Below are 20,558 nucleotides of genomic sequence, written 5' to 3'. Positions count from 1 at the left end.
ATACCACACATACATTGACGCACCGATATTCTATTACCTATTCGTCACCTAAAAAACACACACATTATGCGAAAAGTACTACTCGCCTGTCTTACTATTGCCCTCATTTTTACATCCTCCCTTCAAAAGGCAATGGCACAGGCATGTGATGTAACAAACATCACCATCAAACTGAACAGCGCCACCAACAGCGGCGGCAATTGTCAACTCAATATCGACCTCAGCTGGGATCAGCGTAATAATGGCGGAAACAAGTTCACTACTGTACATATCTGGACGGAAGCGAATTATCCCAATCCACAACTCACTTATGCGCATCCTCCCAATGCAACAGATCTGGCCAATGTTTTAGGAACCATCTTAGTGGTAAACCCAACATTAGCCACACCAACACTTGGTACACAATATCAGAATGCAACACTCTCTCCTATTCTTTCTGCCACCGGCATTACCAAAACTTATGTCAGCGGAACAGGCATCAATACCATCAATCGCTTTACCATTAAAGGTATTGCACTGACCATACCGGGTGCGTGCAACAATGTAACTAAACTGATAGCCGATGTATGGAGCAGCAACTCAAACAGCAATAACGGTACGCAGTGTGTATCGCCCAAAAATCCGTTTATAGTTAATGATCCGTTGGTAAGCGGCAAAATTCTTTGCCCACTACCGCGCACGTACACTGTGAACATTGCATCTCAGTCGTTAGCTCAGACAGCCATCTTCACTGTGTATGCAGACAATGCAGTGTTGGGTGTGCTCGATGCAACCGACCCGGTGATTTTCACTTCTGTGCTGGTTAACATTCCTGCGGTGGGCACTTCTTTCACCTCTCCTGCGCTCCCACTGCTTTCTCCAAATGAAAATGCAAGTCTATGGGTGCGCGTTCAGGTTACCGGGCAACCATTCTCCATTACGCAATTACTCTCGAATACCTGTCCGGTTTTACCTGTTGAACTAACTTCCTTCGACGCAACCAGGTTGAACACTTCATCGGTAAAACTAAAATGGCAAACAGTTTCCGAGCATAACAATAAAGGATTTGAAGTGCAAAGAAAAACCGGCAGTGGTGATTTTGAAACCATCACCTTCATTTCATCATCTGCGAAAGATGGCAACAGCAATAGTCTACGCAACTATGAGTACACAGATAACAACAGTGCCGACAACAATACGCAATACAGGTTGGCTCAGACAGATCTCGATGGCAGGAAATCTTTCAGCAAAGTGGTGATAGTGAAAGGCAATACTTCATCAGGCCTGGCCGTGCTGATCTATCCCAATCCTTCACTGGATGGCAATGTGAATATTTCGTTCAATGATGCCAGTGGGAAGGACATTCAGGTTACTGATGGCAGCGGAAGGCAGATACAAACAGTAAGAAGTATCAGCGTTAATCAGTATACACTGCACAACCTTAAAACAGGCTTGTATTTTCTGAATATCAAACACCATTCTACAGGTGAAACCATTACCAGAAAGATCATGGTAAAGTAGTGTGGTTTCCTTTTGGAAGGTGATGGTTAAACCAGCTGCTCCTGCAAAGGGGCAGCTTTTTTATCATGATAAGAAGCAATCGTTTGCGTGAAAAAAGTCAAACAAAAAACTGCGTATTTCTACTATATATTAAAAATGATTGTATATTTGAAATAGCACTATTCAATACCTGTTTACGCGGAAACGCCGGTGCATCAAGCGCTTTCGTTTAAACCATATATCCCGTCCACGTTTCATTCAATCATTTCCACGGGAATCCTTGTCAGTTTCCTCAGATTAAATATCCTTTGCAATTACCTTCCTCATTTTTCCTTGATAACCATTTCATGTTCTTTATCCATTGATCTTTCCGGTCAACGGGCTTTGCCTTACACAACAACACAACATTATCGGCCCATCGGGTCTGAAAGAATATTATTAGCGATCGTTTTCGCTTAATCATAAACGATATGTATCAGTATGTTCTGAAAGTTTAACCCCTGCTCCCTAAACCCTGTTCGATGCTGCATTACGGCAGCGCCTTATCAAAATACCCGGCTCCTGTTCCGAATCACTTGATGTCAGGTCTAAGTGTGCAGGTCCCCGGCCCAACCAAACAGTTCGCGAAGTGTCCTCTGCCGACTCCGCGCCGTGTACCATTATGCGGATGAAGCAACTCTGGCAGAGAAGATGCTGGTGAGCCGCTGATCTGTAGTCGCTGTGTCAGATCAGCATAACGCGAGCATTGGGAGACTGCAATAGAATGGGGCCGGGAATTTTGAAAAAAGGCCTGATCAAAAAATCAGGCCTCATGGTCACAAGAGAAAATTGATGTTTGTTTTTTATGGCGTGAGCGCTTCGAGCGCTCCGAATGCATGGTCGATCACTATCTTCCAGGTACCATCAGCCTGGCGTTTCATTACTTCAATTCCTTTGGCACTTACTTTTACATCATTTCCACCGGTGATATTCCACTCCGATCTTCCAACGGCGAGATCGCCTGTTTGAAGACAGTACACTGTTCTGATCTCCATAGTTCCTTTGATGGAGAGAATGCCTTTCACCGCTTCTTCAAATTGATCCTTTCCTGAAACCGGCCTGTTTAGCTCTGGTACAATTATTCCGTTTACATCGTACATGCTCAATACGGTAGCAAGATCGCCGGTATTGTAAGCTGCTGCTAAAGACGCATGTGCATCTTCGGCTCTGGTTGGCAATTTCATCGATTGATTATTTAAGTTGAAAAATTGAAATCAGCTAAGGATGGATGCAAAGCTGTAACTGCTGCGCACTGCATTGGCCAGCTGCCCTACTTCTTCGTACACTTTGCTGAAGAAGAATGGTCCCATGCTGGCGCGTTTTACGCCGAGCTTGTTCAGCTGTTCAAAATCCGGCAGCCCAGGTATGCACATTACATTCAGCGGAAGCGATGAAACGCCCACTGCTGCTGCAATATCCTCTTCTGCGGTTATGCAGGGAAGGAAGATGCCGTCTGCTCCGGTATTGTTGTACAGCTTCAAACGGGTAACAGTTTCTGAATGTTTGTTGGCAACATTCAGCAGATAAGTATCGCTGCGGAGATTGATGAAGATATCCTGATTTTTAGCCGCCAGTTTGTTTTTGATGTATTCGATGGTAGCGGCAAATTGCTTCGCATCTTTCAGTGTGCGTACTCCATCGATGATCTGAGAGTCTTCGATGTTGATGCCTGCTACGCCGAGATCAACCAGTTGCTGAATGTTTTTCAGGATGGCTTCGTTGGTATTGCCGAATCCCATTTCGATATCAACCGTAACAGGGATCTTTACCGATGCGAGAATTCTTCTTACAATCAGCAGATACTCTTCAAACGGAAGCTGCTCTCCATCGTCGTAACCCAGGCTGCTGGCTACTGCCGCACTGGATGTTCCCACTGCTGAAAAATTTTGTTCCTGAAAACTTGCTGCGCTTTTTGCATTCCATGCATTTGGCAATACAAATAATTCCGATGCCTGATGCAGTGCTTTGAATTGTGCGAGTGATGATGACATGATATTTCTTTTTTGTTGTGTATGCTTTATTGCAGGAACAAAATTATATCAGCATCAAAACGTGGAATTGTACAAATCGGAACAACTAGTTGCCGGTAAATGCAGCTGTTACGGGAGAACTTTCGAATGAATAACCGGAAGGCGTTAATCCTGTAAAAGATTTGAACTCCCTGATAAAATGCGACTGGTCTGCATAGCCAAGGTCATAGGCTATCGAAGTGAGGGAACTTTCTTTTTTAGACATCAGTTTAAGGCTGTTCTGAAATCTGTTGATCTTGCTGTACAGCTTCGGCGTAAGGCCCGTATACTGAAGAAACAACTTTTGAAGGTATCTCGACGTAATGCCGTACTTAGACGCAACATTCTCGATATTGTCGAAGAAATCGCGCTGCATCATTTCATGCATCACTCCGCTGACGACTACTCCTTTCTGCAATTTATTTTCGGTACGCGCGAGTTTCTGCGTCAGAAATCTTTCGATCAGTTCAATCCTTTGCTGCCAGGAAGCTGTCTCCAGCAACTGATTATGCAGTCCCTTCACTTCATTACCTGAATGATCTGTAAAATCAGCCACCTGATTATTGAAGAGATCCACTTTGTCCGGCAGAAAGTAAGCAGCTGCATGCGGAAAGAATCTTATGCCAAGCATGGTATTCTTTCCTACAGATTTTATTTGCAGGGGACGCAGTATCTGTCCCCATAACTCAATGGGAGGATTGGTTACAAATCCATCGGCAGTACCCGTCTGCCACTGGCCTGATCCAAGGTTGAAGATGATCTCCAGGCATCCGCTCGGAAACACTGTATCGTCAAATGCTGCATCTGATGACGACTCATAGATGTAATAGCATTTAACGTACTGCTTCAGTCTGTTGCCCGGAATTATCTCCTGGTACTTCATCGTGGATTTGTCTGTTTCTGAATTGATTTTCAATTTACAAAAATACCGCCGTAGTCGAAACCGGCATAGAACAAATCGGAACAGTTTAACATCTTAATGCATTCATTCTGAATCATCCGGGCATAAAAAAGGGAGTACCGTCTGCAGAGGCACTCCCCGGATTTCAGCAAGCCGTAATCATGACCGGCTGCCAAATACTTTCTTCAGGATCTCCGTTGTTCTTGCAACAGGATCCTTACGTATCGCTTGTTCTTCAAGCCCTACCTGATAGAAAATGCCGCCTAATGCCTTTTCAGTTACATATCCTGCGAGATCGGGATTGATCTTTTTCGCAGCAAACTGGTTGTATGCAGTGAATACATCGCTCCAGTATTTTGTAGCATTCACTTTAGCAAGTGATTTATCGATCACAGGTCTGAATGCATTGGTGAGTGCGGTAGTAGTTCTTCCTCTGAGGAAAGAAGTAGCAGCCGTATCGCTTCCACGCAGAATGCCGAGTGCATCTGTGATAGTGATGCTCTTGATGGCATTGATGAAAATCGGCGCTGCTGATGTAGCCGCATCTTCTGCCGCGCGGTTCAATGAAAGGATGGCTTTATCAACCAGATTTCCCATGCCGAGATCGCGCATCGTTTTCTCTACCTTCTGTGCTTCCTGTGGCAATAATATTTTGATAGCTGCATTTTTGAAGAATCCGTCCATGGCAGACAATTGATTGGAAGAGCGCTGAGCGCCTACGGAGAGGGCTTCTTTCAATCCGGCAATGATATCGCCATTGCTCAATCCTGTATTGCTGCCGGCGCCTGTTCCCGAGCCCGTGGTTTGTCCGATATCTTTCAGAATCTGCTGTGTGGTTTCACATCCTGAAAACAAAACAATACATAGTGGCAACAGGTAAATAAACTTTTTCATCTGGTAGTGATTTGATCAAATAAACTGAATTACAATTTTTCCGGGTGCATATTATCAAATAACTTTATTCAATGCAAATATCTGTCTGGGAAAAGGAAAGTTTTTTCGCCCCCAATGATGTGGTGATCCTTGGTAGCGGACTGGTTGGGCTATGGTGTGCATGGCATCTGAAGAAGCAGCAACCTGCCAGCAAAATTACAATAATCGACCGTGGCATCATCCCCACAGGAGCCAGCACACGGAATGCAGGATTCGCCTGCTTCGGCAGCGTAACCGAACTGATGGCAGACATGGAAAAATCCGGTGAAGATGCCATGCTTCAACTGGTAGACATGCGCTTTCGCGGACTTCAGCGAACCAGAAAAATACTCGGTGAAAAAGCCATCGGTTTTCAGTTAAGCCGAGGCTATGAAATGATCACTGCAGCAAAAGATCCGGGCAAAGCTGTACTGCAGCAACAGATGGATTATCTCAACGAAAAACTCTCTCCCATCATCGGCTCCTCTCCCACTTTCAGATTTGCCGGCAACAAAATAAAGAAGTTCGGATTCGGGCAAACCGCGCATCTCCTCGAAAATAAATTTGAAGGCGGACTTCATTCCGGCATGCTTTGCCAGCAACTGATGCAACGCATTCAGGCCATGGGCGTAACTATTCTGAATGCCACCAATGTTACACATTTCGAGCAAGGGCCCGAAGGAGTGAATATCTACTGCCATTACAGGATCAGCGATACTCCGCAATCACTCACAATCAAAAGCAAACAACTGCTTGTCTGCACCAATGCATTTGCAAAGCAATTGCTTCCCGATCTCGATATCGTTCCCGCGCGCGGACAAATTCTGGTAACCTCACCAATCGAAAACCTGCCATTCAAAGGCACATTCCATTATGACGAAGGTTTCTATTACTTTAGGGATCTTGGAGACCGCATACTCCTGGGAGGCGCGCGCAACAAGGCTTTTGAAGAAGAAGCCACTACAGAGATGGAGATCACTCAAACCATTCAGCAGGAGCTGGAGAATTTTCTTTCACAGTACATCATCCCCGGAAAAAGTTTCACAATTACAGATCGCTGGAGCGGCATCATGGGAATGGGCTCTGAGAAAATGCCGATCATTAAGGAAGTTGCACCAAACATTTTCTGCGCAGTGCGCATGAGCGGCATGGGTGTGGCGTTGTCGGCGCTCGTTGGAGAAGATATTGCAAAGAGAATGGCTTAGGTAATTTTGGGCAAAGGGATATGATAATACCGTCGAGAAACAGGCCGGGCAGGGGTTAACACCGATGAGGCTTTTGTAATGGAGGATTGGGCGATAGAATAAAACCGGGCGTCTGCCCAACCCGTTTCAAGGCCGGATATTATCATATCCCATTGCCCTATGCCCGTGAAGGTGTAACATTTTTTTTAGCAATATCTTATTCAACGAGCGCTGTGAGTTGGAGGAAGGGAGAAAGGTCGGAGTTGATGATGAATAGCTGTTGGTGATTCACTCTTACGCACATACGAATAGTAAGCAAGGCCGGGAACCGGGATATGAAAACACGGCCTTAAAACGGGTTGCGTGATAGCCCGGATACATTCAAACGCCCAATCCTCCTTACTTATAGCCCAATCGAAGTTAACCCCTGCTGGGCCTGTTTTTCGACGTTGTTTTTATATCCCGGGCACGGCCGTTGATAAAAAACTATATCAATCAACCTTTATGAGTTTGATAACCGGATGCATCCCCACTTTCAAAAAATACAATCCCGCATTCAATCCATTCAGATAGATCTTTCCTGTCCGCACTGTTGTGCGCAATACTGTTTGTCCGTTGCCATGCTGAACAAGTACAACTGTTCCATCAGCAACCGACCCCGATAACTGCACAAATGATTTTGCAGGATTAGGCCATACATGCAATGCCAGACTACGTGGCATATTTTCTTCGGCATTCAATGCAGGTAATGTGGGGGCCGATAACCCTTTCGATTGAAGCAAAGAACTGCGTGCTGCATCTTGTGCAAACTGGCTGCGCATAACATTGCACTGACCGGCAGTGAACATGCCCAGACAGGCATCGTCGGTGAGATCCATAAAATTCATATACATATCGCCGTTAGCTCCATTGTTGCAGGTAGAGCGCATGCCCGAAGGACAGCCACGGGTACTGCTTTGCTGCGGAGGCGTGTCGTCGATATAGTCGTTGCCACAGTCGCGGTCTCCCCAGATATGACGAAGACCAAGCCAGTGGCCGGTTTCGTGGGTCAGTGTGCGGCCCTTGTTGTAGGGTGCGAGCGCCGTGCCGGTAGTGCCGAAAGCTTTGAAAGAAATTACGATCCCATCATTGGTAGCTGTTGCGCCGGGCGCTGTGGCATATCCGTAAATGCCTTGCGTGAGATTTGCCACCCAGATATTGAGATAGTATTTGCCATCCCAGGCATCACTGCCTCCATAAGTAGTGGAACGGATCCCTTCATCGATGCCAAATGCTTTGATGCGCGTGTATCTACGAATAATGCCAGTGGTGGCTCGCCCCACTGCATCGGAACTGGCCAGTTGAAATTCTATTCGGCAATCTGCTGCGATACTTTTGAACGCAGCAGGTATGAACTGCGTATCGGCATTCAGTTTGCGAAAATCTTTGTTGAGCGCTTCGAGTTGTGAGTATACCTGCTGATCGCTGATATTCTGTTGTGCATTGTTGTAGAGAATATGCACAACAACCGGAATGCGGATGAGGCGGAGCTCTCCGTTTGTTTCTGTGCCGGATCGTGTTGAAATGGATGCTGTAGTGTTTGAAGTATATGATTTATTTACTCCACCTTGTGCTTTTGCCGGTGAATCGAAAATAGTGTGACAGACACGTTGTGCATCTGCAGCAAAAACCAGCAGTAAAAGTAAGGCGGCAAGTAAAATGTGTTTCATCAGTTCAGCTTTCGTGAGCGAATAGCCACAGCTGCTGCCTGAATCTCCGGCATCAGCTGCCAGGTTCATACACAGGAATGAATTATGCGTTACTTAACGAAAGAATAACAGGAAATGGAATTACAGGTGGGATATTGAACTTGTACATGGTACAGTAAGCTGATGTAAAACAAGTAAATCTTTCCAATAAATGCAAGTCCCCTCCCATTCGACATGATTTTCACTTTTTTCTTACCACCAAAACAGTATTTTTGATCATACAGACCCAGCGATATATGATGAAAAACTTAGTTTATAGCAGTCTCCTGCTCAGTGTTATTCTCGGAAGCTGCAACAGTAACGACAATACAGACAACAACAACAATTCAGGCAACACCGTTGAAGCAGGTACTCCAAGGCTGCAGTACACTGTAGTGAATGCTTTTCCGCATGATACAGAAAGCTTTACGCAGGGCCTCACTATTCATAACGGACAAATGTATGAGAGCACCGGCAGCCCCGGCGAAGGCATTAAGAACAATGGCTCCTGGATCGGACCTGTTGATCTTGCCACCGGCAAAGCCGAACATAAAGCCAAACTCGCTCCCGAACATTTCGGAGAAGGCAGTACCATCCTCAACAATAAAGCATACTACATCACCTGGCAAACAAAAGCAGGTTTTGTGTATGATTTGCCGGATTTCAAACTGGTAAAACAATTCACTTATAACCACGATGGATGGGGACTCACCAACGATGGAACCAATCTCATCATGAGCGATGGCAGCAACAAACTGTATTTCTATAGTCCTGATTCACTGAAGATGCTCAATATCGTCAGCGTGAGCGATTACAATGGTCCGGTGGCGAATATCAACGAACTCGAATACATCAACGGTTTCGTATATGCCAACCAGTGGGAAACACCTTACATTCTGAAGATCGATCCCAACAGCGGAAAGGTAGTAGGACAATTAGACCTCTCCAATCTTACCAATGAAATACGCAACACAGCTCCCGAAGCCGATGTGCTGAACGGCATCGCATTCGACAGCGCCAATGGCAAGATCTACATTACCGGTAAAAAGTGGCCGAAGGTATACGAGATCAAAATACAATAAGGCATCATGAAAAACCTTATTCCCGATATGCTTGCACTGCTGATCGCCATGGCCGGATGTTCCAATCCGGAACACGCCACTTCCGCAACCAAAAGCGACAGCAGCATACCAGCCAGCATCAATATCGGGTATACGGTGTTTGCCAGTTATCCGCACGATACCACTTACTTCACTGAAGGCCTTGAATATTTTGATGATAAACTCTGGGAATCGTCCGGAGGCAATCTCGCTGAAAGTCCCTTCCCATCTGTGCTTGGCGTGGTGAACACAAAGAAGGGCATCAATGATCCCGAGATACTGCTCGACAGGCGCAAATACTTTGCAGAAGGCATTACTTTCTTCAACAATAAACTGTACTGGCTCACGCTCGATAATGGTGTTGGGTTTGTATACGATCTTCAGTCGAAGCAGAAACTCAAAGAATTCAAGCTTCCTTCCATAGAACGCAAGGGATGGGGACTCACTCACGACTCTACCCATCTCATCATGAGCGATGGAACCAACCGGCTTTACTACCTCCACCCCGATTCGCTCATTCGGTACAAAGTGCTGGAAGTGCGCGATGAAAACGGTCCGGTTACAAACCTCAACGAACTGGAATATGTAAACGGAACCATCTTCGCCAATCAGTGGCTCACGAATAATATTCTGCTGATCAATGCAGGCACCGGTTATGTGAAGGGGAAAATAGATCTGAGTCCATTGCAGCAGAAAGCAGATAAGCAGCTCATCGTGTATCGCGAGCTGAATGGCATTGCCTACAATCCCAAAACAGGCAGGTACATGATCACGGGCAAGAAATGGCCTGAGATGTACGAGATCACATTACACCAATAAATAATTCCTTGAGTAGATTATGGTCTGATCACATAGATCAGGCTGCTGCATCTTGCATTGTTGCCTTTGCCGGCTTTGAGGTTAGAACGGAGACCCGTGATGAAACCCTTCACCAGACTGGCTTTTCCGTGTTTGCATTTTTCGCTGAGCATGCTCACATAGAAACTGTCGAACCACATGGGTTTGATGGAGTCGAGTTTGAGATCGTTCCTTTTCAGCAGTGTACGCATGGATGCGGGTGAGAAATGATAGAGATGCCTCGGCACATCGTAAGCAGCCCAGAAGCGGCCGTAATGCTGCGCATCGAAGCTGGTGTAATTGGGAACGGCTATCAGCAGCACGCCGCCGGGTTTGAGCAGTCTTTTCAGCTGCTGCATGTATTCCTGCAGGCGATGAACATGCTCCAGTACATGCCACATGGTAATTACATCGAAATGTTCTGCAGGAAGGTCAAAGAGTTCGTCGGTAGGATGCAATGAAATGCCGTTCACTTCTTTGGCAGTTTGCCGCGCGTTGGCATCTGGTTCGAGGCCCAGTACCTGCCATCCGCTGCGTTGCATGAAGCCGGCGAACATGCCCGTTCCGGCGCCGATATCGAGCAGCTGCCCGGTGGTGCGGTTGGTGGTGGACTGTACCAGTTTTCTTTTGCTGCGAAGTGTGATATTACGAACCTGATGATACAAAGTATTCACCAAACCCTTGCTGGTATTGGAATGCGAAATATAGCTGTCTGCTTTGTAGTAGGGAGCGATGTTTGCTTCGTCTGGAACAGACTGGGTAAAACGATGCGTGCAGGATGCACATTCCCATATGCTGAATTGCTCTCCTGAAACGGTATGATCCGTGGCAATCAGAGCTTCGTGAATGGTTGCGGCACTGCATACAGGGCAGTTGGTATACGTAATAACAGCTTTCATTGTAAATAACCGAGGTGCAAAGAAAAGGAAAATCAGTCAGCAATAAAGGCTTATCCGGATATTTCGATTCTTTGCTGGTTGCCCAGTGATGCGGGGTTGAATCCTTTCTTGTAAAAATGGAAGAATAATGCGCTGGCAGCGATGGCGCCGATGATAAGTGCATAGATCCACCAGCTGTCTTTTTCGCGGTAAACGGTTTCTTCGGCAAAGTTCTCGCCATCCTGATGGATGATGTCGCGGGTAACTTCGCGATCGCCTACCAGCATGGTGGCCTGCGTATGCGTTCTTACGATCCTGGTAGCAGGAGATGGTTTCTCGTATGTGGGAATTGCGCCGGCGGACTGAAAGGCAATCTCACCGGAACTGTCTTTTCTGAACGATCCTACATTGGGCCATACCTCTTCGGTATCGTTGCGGAGTCGCCCGCGAAACTCATAAGCCCATTCGTTGTACCATTTGATGGCCTCGTAGTCTGCGATATCCTTTACTCTGGAGATATAGGTAAAGAAATCTTTATCTGGCGCATCGAAATATTTATCGAACCTGAAATGATAACCAGGAGGCAGTATCTGTTTGTTCACGAAATCCGTCTGAGCAGGGATACGCTCAATATAGATGGTACCCAAACCCGGAATGGATAGGCTCTTGTTCTGCAATAAGTAACTGGTCAGCACTTCCGTCATGAGACGTTGTTTAAAGTTGCGAAACAACAGTATTTTGTTGTATAATCAAAATCATTTCTGGTTAAAGGAATAGGTAATTCCACCCAGCAGGTTGAAGCCGAATACTTCGTACTGGTTCCAGCGCTGGTATTTGTTGTTCAGGATATTGTTGAACTGCACCCAGAGATTCAAATTGCGTGTAATACGAAACTCTGCCCCTGCATTGAGATCGAGACCGGCTTTGGTTTTGTAGTCGGTTCCGTTCTTCAGGTAACGGGCGCCATCCCAGAGCCAGAATTCGGTACGCAGCATCAGGTCTTTCATAGCCTGCCAGTGCAATCCGGCATTGAGTTCTACAGGTATCATTCCCCATGCTTTCTTCTCCACTTTCATATTGTAGTAATTGTTGAAGGTGAAGCCTGCTTTTGCGCCGAAGGTTTCGCTTACGTTGTAGGCGGCTTCGGTATGCAGCTGAATGGCATGGAACTTAGGTTCGTAGCGAACGAGAAAGGTTTTGCCATCCACATCATCGTTCACAAACAGCGGTGCATTGCGGTAAGTGAGCAATCCGAATTTGGCCGAGTAGGTGAAATGATTGCCTACAGAGCCTTTGAGGCCGGCATAACGTTCTTCCACGCGGGTGTTCAGCATGCTGTCTGGTTGCGCCAGCCAGGGATTGATGCCTGCGAAGCGCTGGTAAGATCCTTTCTCGAAGTAACCGATCCAGCCGAGTTGCAGGGTCAGCTGCTTATCGTCTGTAGTGATGTCTGCCATGATGTTCGGCAGCATATGGAATTTCTTCTGCTCCCAGCTCGGCGTAATGCCGCCATGGATGAAGAGATTGGTGGATTTGTATTCGAGCGCCGCATTCACCTGATAGAGATTGTTCATCTGTTCCAGACGGGGTCTGCCATTGGATGTGTTGAGCTTTCTCTCGTAGCGGGTGAGATCGGCTGTGGCTCCGAGATGGAAGGCAAAATCTTCGCCGAATGTTTTTTCGAGCGGAAGGTTCAGCACGGTGTTGGTCTCGTTGGCCTTGGGTGAATGATTGTCGTTGAACACACTGATGCGGAGATTGGGATGATAGTTCAGCCCGAATTCAGTGGGTTCGATATTGCGGAGATCCACTTTGCCTTCGATGGTTTGGAATCGCTGGCGCAGATCACTTTTCTTGAATGGAAGATCTTTAGGCTGAAAGCCGTAGAGATAGTAGTCGTCGCTCTTGAAACCCAGTCTGGCATTGATCTCCAGATTGCTGTTGGTTTTGTAGGTCATAGCGGCGCCTACGCTGGTGAGACTGTTCTTCTGAAAATCGAGACTGCCTTTCGACGTGTAGTGATCGGCGAATACATTGAAGAAAGTATTCTTGAAATCTCCGAAACTGAATCCTGCCTTCACGTAGGGCTGGTGCACATTGCCGATGCCCACCTTGATGAAATTGCTGTATTGCCATGCAGTGATAGAATCCATCTGCAAAGCAACCGGCTTCAGTTCGGCGGGTTGATAAGTGAAGAACAGATTCTGCACCGGGATGGAATACCCCAGTCTTGGTTTGCTGGTATCAACGGAAGGCGGCGCTGCGTTGAAATTGATCTTGGCAGCTTCGCGCAGCACGGGTTTGAAGGTGCTGGTGATATCGATACTTTTTCTCTTTGTGGTATCCTGCGCATGAGCCATGCCCGGAACTGCCGCACAAAAAGCAATGAGAGATGCAAGTGATATGTGGATGCGTTTCATTGTAATCAGTTGTTGATCTTACTGTTTTTCTTCTCTGCTTCGATGGTCTGATCGAGTTTGCGCTGAGCTTCCTGACGCAGTTCTTCGATCCTCGCATTTTCTACAACGCTCTGGAAAGTGGCTTTGGCATTGAAGTAATCGTTTTGCTTGAAGTAGATGTCTCCCAGCAGAATGTAGGCTTTGGTTACCCACTGCTCGTAAGAACCTGCTTTGTTGATTACTTCAAAGGCTGCTTTCTCAGCATCTTTCGGTCTGTTCTGGGCAAAGAGGGAAGCTGCAATTTCGTATCTGGCTTCAGCGCCGTAGGCAGATTTGCTGAGCGCTACCACTGAACGGAATTGTGTAATGGCCTGATCTAACTGATTATTGTTCTGATATGATTTGGCGATGGCCATATTCGCCATTGTTTTATCGTCTGTACCGATACCTTTCTGTGCAAGCAGGTCGCGTGCATTTTCAACGGCATCGCTCCATTTCTGCAACTGGTATTGGCTGCGAAGCAGACCACGCATGGCTTCGAGCTTGTTCTCCTGTGAGGTGGCGAAGTCTTTCAGCCTTCTGAAATATTTCTCCGCTTTCTCGTAGTTCTTCAGATCGAAGAAGTTGAGGCGTGCTGCATTGATGAGAGATTTCTCTCCGTATTTGTGCGGAACGCGGTCGGCCAGCGCTTCGTATCCCACGATGGCTTTGTTCCAGTCTTTCTGATTGAAATAGATCTCACTCTTGTAATAGAGCGCTTCTAGCGAATGTCTTCCTTCAGGGAATCGTTTGATATAATCTTCGAAGGCTTTGGCGGCTGCCGGGAAGTTGCCGTTGTTGAACTGCACTTCGGCTGCCTGATAGGCCAGGTCTTCTTCCTGTGACCCGCTCACTTCTTTGCCCATGCTGCGCGCGAATGTAACGTACTCGCTGGTTTTGCCCTGCTCAACAAAAATGGTACGGGCATTTTCCAGCGCTGCTTCCGCTTCGGGTGAGTTGGGATATTGTTTGATGATGGATGTATACTGATTCAGCGCTTCGTTATCGTTCTCAAGATTGTAGTAGGCAATACCGAGTTTGAGATAAGCTTTTGGCTTGAGCGACGAATTGGGATCGCTGATCACATTCTTCAGATACGGAATGGATTCGCGGAACTGCTCGTTGGCGAGATAAGTGGTGGCGATCTCCATATTGGCATCTCCCACGAGACCGGAAGACGGATATTTTCTGCTGATGCCGCTGAGGACAGCGATCTTGTCCTTACCATTGTTAACGCCGGCGATCATCGCTTTCTGGAAAGTGGCGTAATCGCTCTGCGGCCATGAATAGTCGAGCACTTTATCGTACATGGCCTGCGCTTTTTTGTAATCGCGGCTCATGTAGTAACAGTCTGCTGCGCGTACATAGGCATCCTGCTCGATGGGTGTTGAATTCAGTTTGGGATTGGTTACGATCTGTTCAAAGAATGTCAATGCCTGACGATAATTTTCTTTGCGCAGATAGGAGTAACCGAGGTTGTATTTCGCACTCACCGGGTTGGCTTCATCGGCCACCACGCCGGTTTTCAGGTAATCGAAATAGTACTTGATGGCTTCGTCCGTACGGTTGAGGCGGTAAGCGATCTCTCCTTTCCAGAACTGAATGTAAGGCAGCACGCTGCTGTTATCGGGCATTGCTTCTGCGCGCGTGAGCAGTTCATTGGCGGTTACGAGCATGCCATCGTTGATGAGCTCGGTAGCGCGGCCGTACAATATTTTAGGATAGAGCTTTCTTGCATTGGGCGAAGGTGTTTTCAAACCTTCGAGCAATGCAAGTGCATCTTTGTAGTTGTTGGTATTGGCGAGTACATTGATGAGCAACTCTTTTGCTTCTGCATTGTATTCGCTGTTCGGATATGTTGCGAGGAATTTCTGCAGTTCGGTGATCGCCACATCCTGATAGCCGAGCTCGAAGGAGAGTTTGGCGTAGTTGAACGATGCGATCTCTTTCTGCTTTGCATTGCTGCTGTTGGTAGCGCAGATGTAGAAGGCATTGCGGGCATTGGCTTTCTGATCGGTTTTCAGGTAAGCATCCCCCAGCAGGTACATGGCGTTCTGTGCCAGTGAATCCTGCGTGCCGCTGATCTGTTTGAAACCATCGATGGCTCTGTTGAGATTGTTTGCCTGATAGTAGCAATAGCTCAGTTCGTACAGATCTTCCTTTCTTACTTTATCTGATTTGTTTACGTAGGTTTCGAGATAAGGCAGGGCCTTGCTGAATTCTTTCTTCTCGAAATAAGCATGGCCTACGATCTGGCGCATTTCGAGATCGTAATAGAGATTGCCTCTTTTGAGTTTGCCTTCGGCATAGTCGAGGGCTTTATCTTTCTGGCCGAGTGCATAATAAATGTTTGCGATGTAGTAAGGCACTACCTGACCGTATTGCGGATGATCTTCTACAATGGCAAATGCATCGAGCGCCTTGCGGTACTCTTTATCGTTGAACGCGAGGAAGCCGTAGTAGTAATTGGCATCGATGTAATTGGGATCGTCTTTCAGCTGACGGATGGCATCGAATAAGGGTTTAGCCTTATCGAACTGTTTGGCGTTGAAATACGCATAGCCCTGATGGAATTTCAGGTCTGCAATTTCGCGGTTGCTGAGGTTCTCGATATTGGTGGCTTCGTAGAGTTCGAGCGCTTTGGAATAATCACCCTGACGGAAATAGTATTCTGCCAGATGAAAGCTCATCATCTGAACGCGCGGCGTATTGTCTTCGAGATCGATAAAATCTTTCGCCTTGTCTACGGCTCCGCGCTCATTTTGTTTGAGTGCGCAGACAGTAGTATAGTATTTGATTTCCTGCGTGGTGATGGCAAGATTGGTTCTATCCTGATCCTTCATCTGCAGCTGAAGATCTTTCAGCAGCGGATACGCAAGACTGTACTGTTCGCGCTGGAAAAATTCTTTAGCCTGCTTGAAAGTACCCTGCGGGTCGTTGATGAATCGGGTTTGCTGTGCAATAGAACCTTGAATGGAAAGAGCCAGGACGCAAAAGGCTGTGATTTTTTTCATTCCAATATCCGTTTGAAATAGAGCTCAACAGTGAATACGCTGTTGTAACGTGGTAAAGATTCTAAATATTTCATCTACAACCAAACATCGTTCCAAACACCTGTGGATAAGTGGCAGGTTTAACTTTTCTTTTTATAGTAGGAAATTCCAGATTCAAACTACTATTTTTGGCGCAGCAAACATTTTATCCATGAGTAAACTAATGTCAACCAACTACACAACAGGCTCCTTTAACCTTGCAACCCTTTTGTTACGCCTGGGCTGCGGCGGCCTGATCATTCACCACGGATACGATAAACTGGTGAATTTCGCAACGTATAAAGGACAATTCATGAGCTTTCTCGGTATTGGCCAGTCCACCACTCTTGGCCTGGTAATTTTTGCCGAGCTGGTTTGTGGCGCGTTGCTGCTGATCGGATTATTTTCAAGATTGGCCTGTGTTCCGCTGATCATCACTATGTGCGTGGCACTGTTCAAAGCGCATGGCGGACAGATCTTCGGAGAAGGCGAAATGGCTGCTCTTTATCTCTCAGGTTACCTCGCGCTCATCATTATGGGACCTGGTAAAATCAGTGTTGACGGAATGGCCGGAAAATAAGAGAACATCTTCCTATGTACATCACTACAACTCCTATCCGTGTGCGATATGCCGAGACCGATCAGATGGACATCGTCTACCACGGTAACTATGCCCAGTATTTTGAAGTGGCCAGAGCAGAAAGCATCCGGCAATTGGGGTTTACGTATAAAGACATGGAAGCGGCGGGCGTAATAATGCCGATTGTAGAAATACAGTTCAAGTTCTTACGTCCCGCCCATTATGATGATCTCATCTCCGTAAAGACCACTCTGCGCGAGTTGCCATCCAATCACAGAATTGAATTTCATCAGGAAGTTTTCAATGAAGCAGGCAAACTGCTTACTGTTGGGCATGTGGTGCTGTATTTTCTCGATTCGAAAACGAGAGAACGCACTCTGATGCCTGCACCATTGCGCGAAAGGCTCGAACCTTTCTTTAACGTAGAAGCTTAGTTGATTTTTATCATCGATACTGCGGACGTCCGAATTAATATTTACTTAACCGGGTAATGTCCGAAAGAAGCCAACAAAACAATTTCTTTGCACTGTCCAATTCCTGAAAAACCAAACGATCCAGTCCAAACGAAAAACCTGTCCAATCCTAGAAGAAGACCGTCCAAAAACCGGACCTTGGAAACAAGCTTTTGTCCAAAACGTCCTTTGAAAAACATCCTTTCGGATGTTTTTCTGTTTTATGCCTACTTGAGATTATCCAGCACTTTGTACATTTTCTTCACTACATCTCCTGCAGATCCGTTGTAATTGTTGACGATGATGGCATATGAATACTGCGCTCCATCTTTTGCTGTATGATAGCCCGCATACGCACGGGAACCGCCGATGGAGCCGCTTTTCATCTTCATGCCATTGTATTGCGGCAAGGCATTGTAGAACGATGCATACCAGGGTTGAGACTTCGCATACTGCAGTACGCGCACCAGTGCGTCTGTTGTTACACGATTTTGAGGGGATAGTCCGCTTCCATCCATAATGTTCACAGCGCCTTTATCGATGCCTTTCGATTCCCAGAATTTGCGAAGCAGTTCAACACCTTCCTCGGTGCTGCCATCGCCTCCCTGTTTAAAAGAAAATTGTTTTACGAGCGCTTCGCCATAGAGGTTGATGCTTTTCTGAAGGAACCAGTAATTGAGGCTATCAAGTGTAGGCGAAGCGAGTATGTCGAGTATCGCAGAAGGTTTGCGGATTGTTTGCTGATTGATCATAGCACCAGCAGAGGTTTGCACTTTACCGGAGAATTTGATGCCGGCCTGAACGATTGCGCTCTTCAGTGCGGCTCCGAAAACAGCAGCAGGTTGCGGCATGGAACCGGAGATGGTGAAATTATTTTCGTTGGCAGGGATGGTGCCGGATGTGTATGCTTTGGTGCTGAACGGTGCGGAAAAAATATAACCGTTGTCACCACTGCCCTTCTTCCCTGCTTTGATATCGTTGCTGATGGTAAAATCAGGGATGGCAGGTGAAATGCTTTTGATGGTAGTGAGACCACCGCAGCAATCACCGGCGGACAATGTGAGATCGTACTGATTTTCGTGCCAGTTGAGTCCCCAGCATCCTGCTCCGTAGTAGTTGCCGATATCGGTCCAGATCCAGCCACCGGGCATAGGATCTTTGGTGAAAGTGAGATCGTCGATCCAGATATCACCTTTTATTTCCTGTATCTTTTGTTTTTTGAGCACATCGGTGATGCGTTGAAGAATAACTTTCTCTCTGGTAGCGGCCCAGCGCCAGCTTCCGAGTGTGGGATCACCTCCACCTGTGATGAAGATATTACCCTGCTGATCGCGGCCGATTGCGGTGTGGAACTTGAACAATTGCCCCAGCAATTCGTAAGCAGCTGCGCTGGTAAAGAGTTTCTGTGTGCTGGCCGGTGCAAGTCCGGTTTGTTCATTGCGCCCGAACACCTGTTCTCCGGTAGCTGTATTCACCACACAGAGACTGATGGTAGCATGTTTGAACACAGGATCGGCTTCGAGCTGCACAATGGCTTCTTCCAGTTTCTGCGCCACCTGAGCGTTTACGCGAATGGCAAAAAGCAATAAAAACGGTACGTAGAGGATCTTCTTCATGCGATGTTCGATTACACCATGAAAATACATATTTGTGACTACCTTTGAACCCAATTTCAAATTCTATGCAGCAGGTATTTGCGAGCATCATAACAATCGGAGATGAATTACTGATAGGACAGGTAACGGACACCAACAGTCCGTGGATGGCACAGGAACTGAACAAGATCGGCGTATGGCTGAAGCGAAGAGTGGCTGTGGGTGATCTCCGCGAAGAGATCGTACATGCACTCGATGAACAGAAAAAAGATACGCAGATCGTTATCATGACCGGCGGCCTCGGCCCTACCAACGACGATATCACCAAAGAAGTACTCAATGATTATTTCGGCGGAAAGATGGTGATGGACCAAAAAGTATTGGCGCATATCTATCATCTGTTCGAGCAGGTATACCGCCGGCCCATCATTCAACGTAATCTCGATCAGGCACTGGTTCCGGATGTATGTACCGTACTCTTCAACGAACGCGGATCCGCACCGGGCATGTGGTTCGAAAAGGACGGAACAATATTTGTCTCCCTTCCCGGCGTACCCCACGAGATGAAAGGACTGATGCAGAAAGAAGTACTGCCGAGACTGCAGCAGCATTTTACGATGCCGGTGATCAGCCATCGTACCCTGCTCACTGCGGGGGTCGGAGAAAGCTTTCTGGCGGAGATCATCAAAGACTGGGAAGCAAAACTTCCTGCACATATAAAACTGGCGTATCTTCCGCACTACAGCATGGTGCGTCTGCGGATCACGGGATCGGGCGCCGACAAAAATCAACTGGAGCAGGAGCTCGATAACGAGTTCAGCAAACTGAAGCAACTGGTTGCTGCCTATATAGTGGTGGATGAAGACAAGCCCATGCAGGAAGCCATCGGCGATCTGCTCCGGAAAACCAATTCCACCATGGCTACCGCAGAAAGCTGCACAGGCGGGTACATCGCTCACCTGATCACCAGCATATCCGGCAGCAGCGATTTTTACAAGGGATCGGTAGTGAGTTATGCCAATGAAGTGAAAGAAAATGTGCTGCATGTATCGCCCGAAACCCTGCAAAAATATGGTGCAGTGAGCGAAGCCACCGTGATGCAGATGGTAGAAGGAGCGCTCAGCACCCTGAAGACCGATTTTGCACTGGCCACCTCCGGGATCATGGGCCCTTCGGGCGGATCAGAACAAAAACCGGTAGGAACGGTATGGGTGGCGGCAGGCAATAAACATGCGCTAGTTACGCAGGAGTTCCATTTCCGGTTCGACCGGGCCAGAAACATAGAAATGACGGCAATCAATGCACTGAATCTGCTGAGAAAGTTTATCATTGAGCAGAGTGCGAACGGTTGTTAGTAAAATCATTACCTTTGGCCCGTTATCAGATCAAATCAAG

Annotated in this window: 17 protein-coding genes; 7 read left to right on the top strand and 10 right to left on the bottom strand. The window is 47.0% G+C overall.

The features are described from left to right. Positions 1-66 precede the first annotated feature (66 nt). On the top strand, positions 67-1,500 hold the full coding sequence (locus HHL16_RS20935; RefSeq protein WP_169427287.1) for a T9SS type A sorting domain-containing protein: 1,434 nt from the start codon (positions 67-69) through the stop codon (positions 1,498-1,500). An 821-nt stretch (positions 1,501-2,321) separates the two neighbouring features. Here the strand turns inward: HHL16_RS20935 and HHL16_RS20930 are convergent. The 4 genes from HHL16_RS20930 to HHL16_RS20915 form a co-directional block, all read right to left on the bottom strand. After that, the gene (locus tag HHL16_RS20930) at positions 2,322-2,702 is read right to left on the bottom strand and encodes a DUF4440 domain-containing protein (RefSeq protein WP_169427286.1); all 381 of its coding nucleotides are present in this window, start codon (positions 2,700-2,702) and stop codon (positions 2,322-2,324) included. A gap of 30 nt (positions 2,703-2,732) precedes the next feature. Further along, positions 2,733-3,509: an isocitrate lyase/phosphoenolpyruvate mutase family protein gene (locus HHL16_RS20925; RefSeq protein WP_169427285.1), complete on the bottom strand. Its 777-nt coding sequence runs from the start codon at positions 3,507-3,509 to the stop codon at positions 2,733-2,735. Positions 3,510-3,594: 85 nt separating this feature from the next. Beyond that, positions 3,595-4,443 (bottom strand): helix-turn-helix transcriptional regulator, encoded by an 849-nt coding sequence (locus HHL16_RS20920; RefSeq protein ID WP_169427284.1) that lies wholly within the window; start codon positions 4,441-4,443, stop codon positions 3,595-3,597. Positions 4,444-4,587: 144 nt separating this feature from the next. Continuing rightward, positions 4,588-5,322: a DUF4197 domain-containing protein gene (locus HHL16_RS20915; RefSeq protein ID WP_169427283.1), complete on the bottom strand. Its 735-nt coding sequence runs from the start codon at positions 5,320-5,322 to the stop codon at positions 4,588-4,590. Positions 5,323-5,393: 71 nt separating this feature from the next. On the opposite strand from HHL16_RS20915, the gene HHL16_RS20910 reads away from it, so the two are divergent. Further along, complete coding sequence (locus HHL16_RS20910) at positions 5,394-6,545, top strand: FAD-dependent oxidoreductase (RefSeq protein WP_169427282.1); 1,152 nt, start codon at positions 5,394-5,396, stop codon at positions 6,543-6,545. Positions 6,546-7,015: 470 nt separating this feature from the next. Here HHL16_RS20910 and HHL16_RS20905 read toward each other — a convergent pair whose 3' ends face one another. Beyond that, the gene (locus HHL16_RS20905; protein ID WP_169427281.1) at positions 7,016-8,302 is read right to left on the bottom strand and encodes a M43 family zinc metalloprotease; all 1,287 of its coding nucleotides are present in this window, start codon (positions 8,300-8,302) and stop codon (positions 7,016-7,018) included. 206 nt (positions 8,303-8,508) lie between these two features. On the opposite strand from HHL16_RS20905, the gene HHL16_RS20900 reads away from it, so the two are divergent. Further along, positions 8,509-9,333, top strand: a complete 825-nt coding sequence (locus tag HHL16_RS20900) for a glutaminyl-peptide cyclotransferase (protein ID WP_206022514.1) — start codon at positions 8,509-8,511, stop codon at positions 9,331-9,333. A gap of 6 nt (positions 9,334-9,339) precedes the next feature. Then, complete coding sequence (locus tag HHL16_RS20895; protein ID WP_169427279.1) at positions 9,340-10,170, top strand: glutaminyl-peptide cyclotransferase; 831 nt, start codon at positions 9,340-9,342, stop codon at positions 10,168-10,170. 17 nt (positions 10,171-10,187) lie between these two features. Here the strand turns inward: HHL16_RS20895 and HHL16_RS20890 are convergent, their stop codons facing one another. Genes HHL16_RS20890 through HHL16_RS20875 form a run of 4 tightly spaced genes read right to left on the bottom strand, consistent with a single transcriptional unit; the run spans position 10,188 to position 16,518 of the window. Then, positions 10,188-11,087 carry a class I SAM-dependent methyltransferase gene (locus HHL16_RS20890; protein WP_169427278.1) on the bottom strand — a complete coding sequence of 300 codons (900 nt, stop codon included), beginning with the start codon at positions 11,085-11,087 and terminating at the stop codon, positions 10,188-10,190. A gap of 50 nt (positions 11,088-11,137) precedes the next feature. Next, positions 11,138-11,770, bottom strand: coding sequence for a hypothetical protein (locus HHL16_RS20885; protein ID WP_169427277.1), 633 nt, complete (start codon positions 11,768-11,770; stop codon positions 11,138-11,140). A 51-nt stretch (positions 11,771-11,821) separates the two neighbouring features. Continuing rightward, on the bottom strand, positions 11,822-13,486 hold the full coding sequence (locus HHL16_RS20880; RefSeq protein WP_169427276.1) for a hypothetical protein: 1,665 nt from the start codon (positions 13,484-13,486) through the stop codon (positions 11,822-11,824). Positions 13,487-13,491: 5 nt separating this feature from the next. Next, on the bottom strand, positions 13,492-16,518 hold the full coding sequence (locus tag HHL16_RS20875) for a tetratricopeptide repeat protein (protein ID WP_169427275.1): 3,027 nt from the start codon (positions 16,516-16,518) through the stop codon (positions 13,492-13,494). A gap of 190 nt (positions 16,519-16,708) precedes the next feature. On the opposite strand from HHL16_RS20875, the gene HHL16_RS20870 reads away from it, so the two are divergent. Next, a complete protein-coding gene (locus HHL16_RS20870) occupies positions 16,709-17,116 on the top strand; it encodes a DoxX family protein (protein ID WP_169427274.1) in 408 nt (135 codons plus the stop codon). Between the two features lie 14 nt (positions 17,117-17,130). Then, the gene (locus HHL16_RS20865; RefSeq protein WP_169427273.1) at positions 17,131-17,550 is read left to right on the top strand and encodes a thioesterase family protein; all 420 of its coding nucleotides are present in this window, start codon (positions 17,131-17,133) and stop codon (positions 17,548-17,550) included. Between the two features lie 245 nt (positions 17,551-17,795). Here the strand turns inward: HHL16_RS20865 and dacB are convergent, their stop codons facing one another. Further along, a complete protein-coding gene (dacB, locus tag HHL16_RS20860; protein WP_169427272.1) occupies positions 17,796-19,184 on the bottom strand; it encodes a D-alanyl-D-alanine carboxypeptidase/D-alanyl-D-alanine-endopeptidase in 1,389 nt (462 codons plus the stop codon). A 65-nt stretch (positions 19,185-19,249) separates the two neighbouring features. Here dacB and HHL16_RS20855 point away from each other — a divergent pair, with 65 nt between their 5' ends. Continuing rightward, positions 19,250-20,518, top strand: a complete 1,269-nt coding sequence (locus tag HHL16_RS20855) for a CinA family nicotinamide mononucleotide deamidase-related protein (RefSeq protein ID WP_169427271.1) — start codon at positions 19,250-19,252, stop codon at positions 20,516-20,518. The last annotated feature ends 40 nt before the right edge of the window (positions 20,519-20,558 follow it).

This window comes from Pseudoflavitalea sp. G-6-1-2 (genome assembly GCF_012927185.1).
Taxonomy (GTDB): Bacteria; Bacteroidota; Bacteroidia; order Chitinophagales; family Chitinophagaceae; genus Pseudobacter.
The sequence above is the reverse complement of the archived record's forward strand: the minus strand, read 5'-3'. Positions and strand labels throughout refer to the sequence as shown.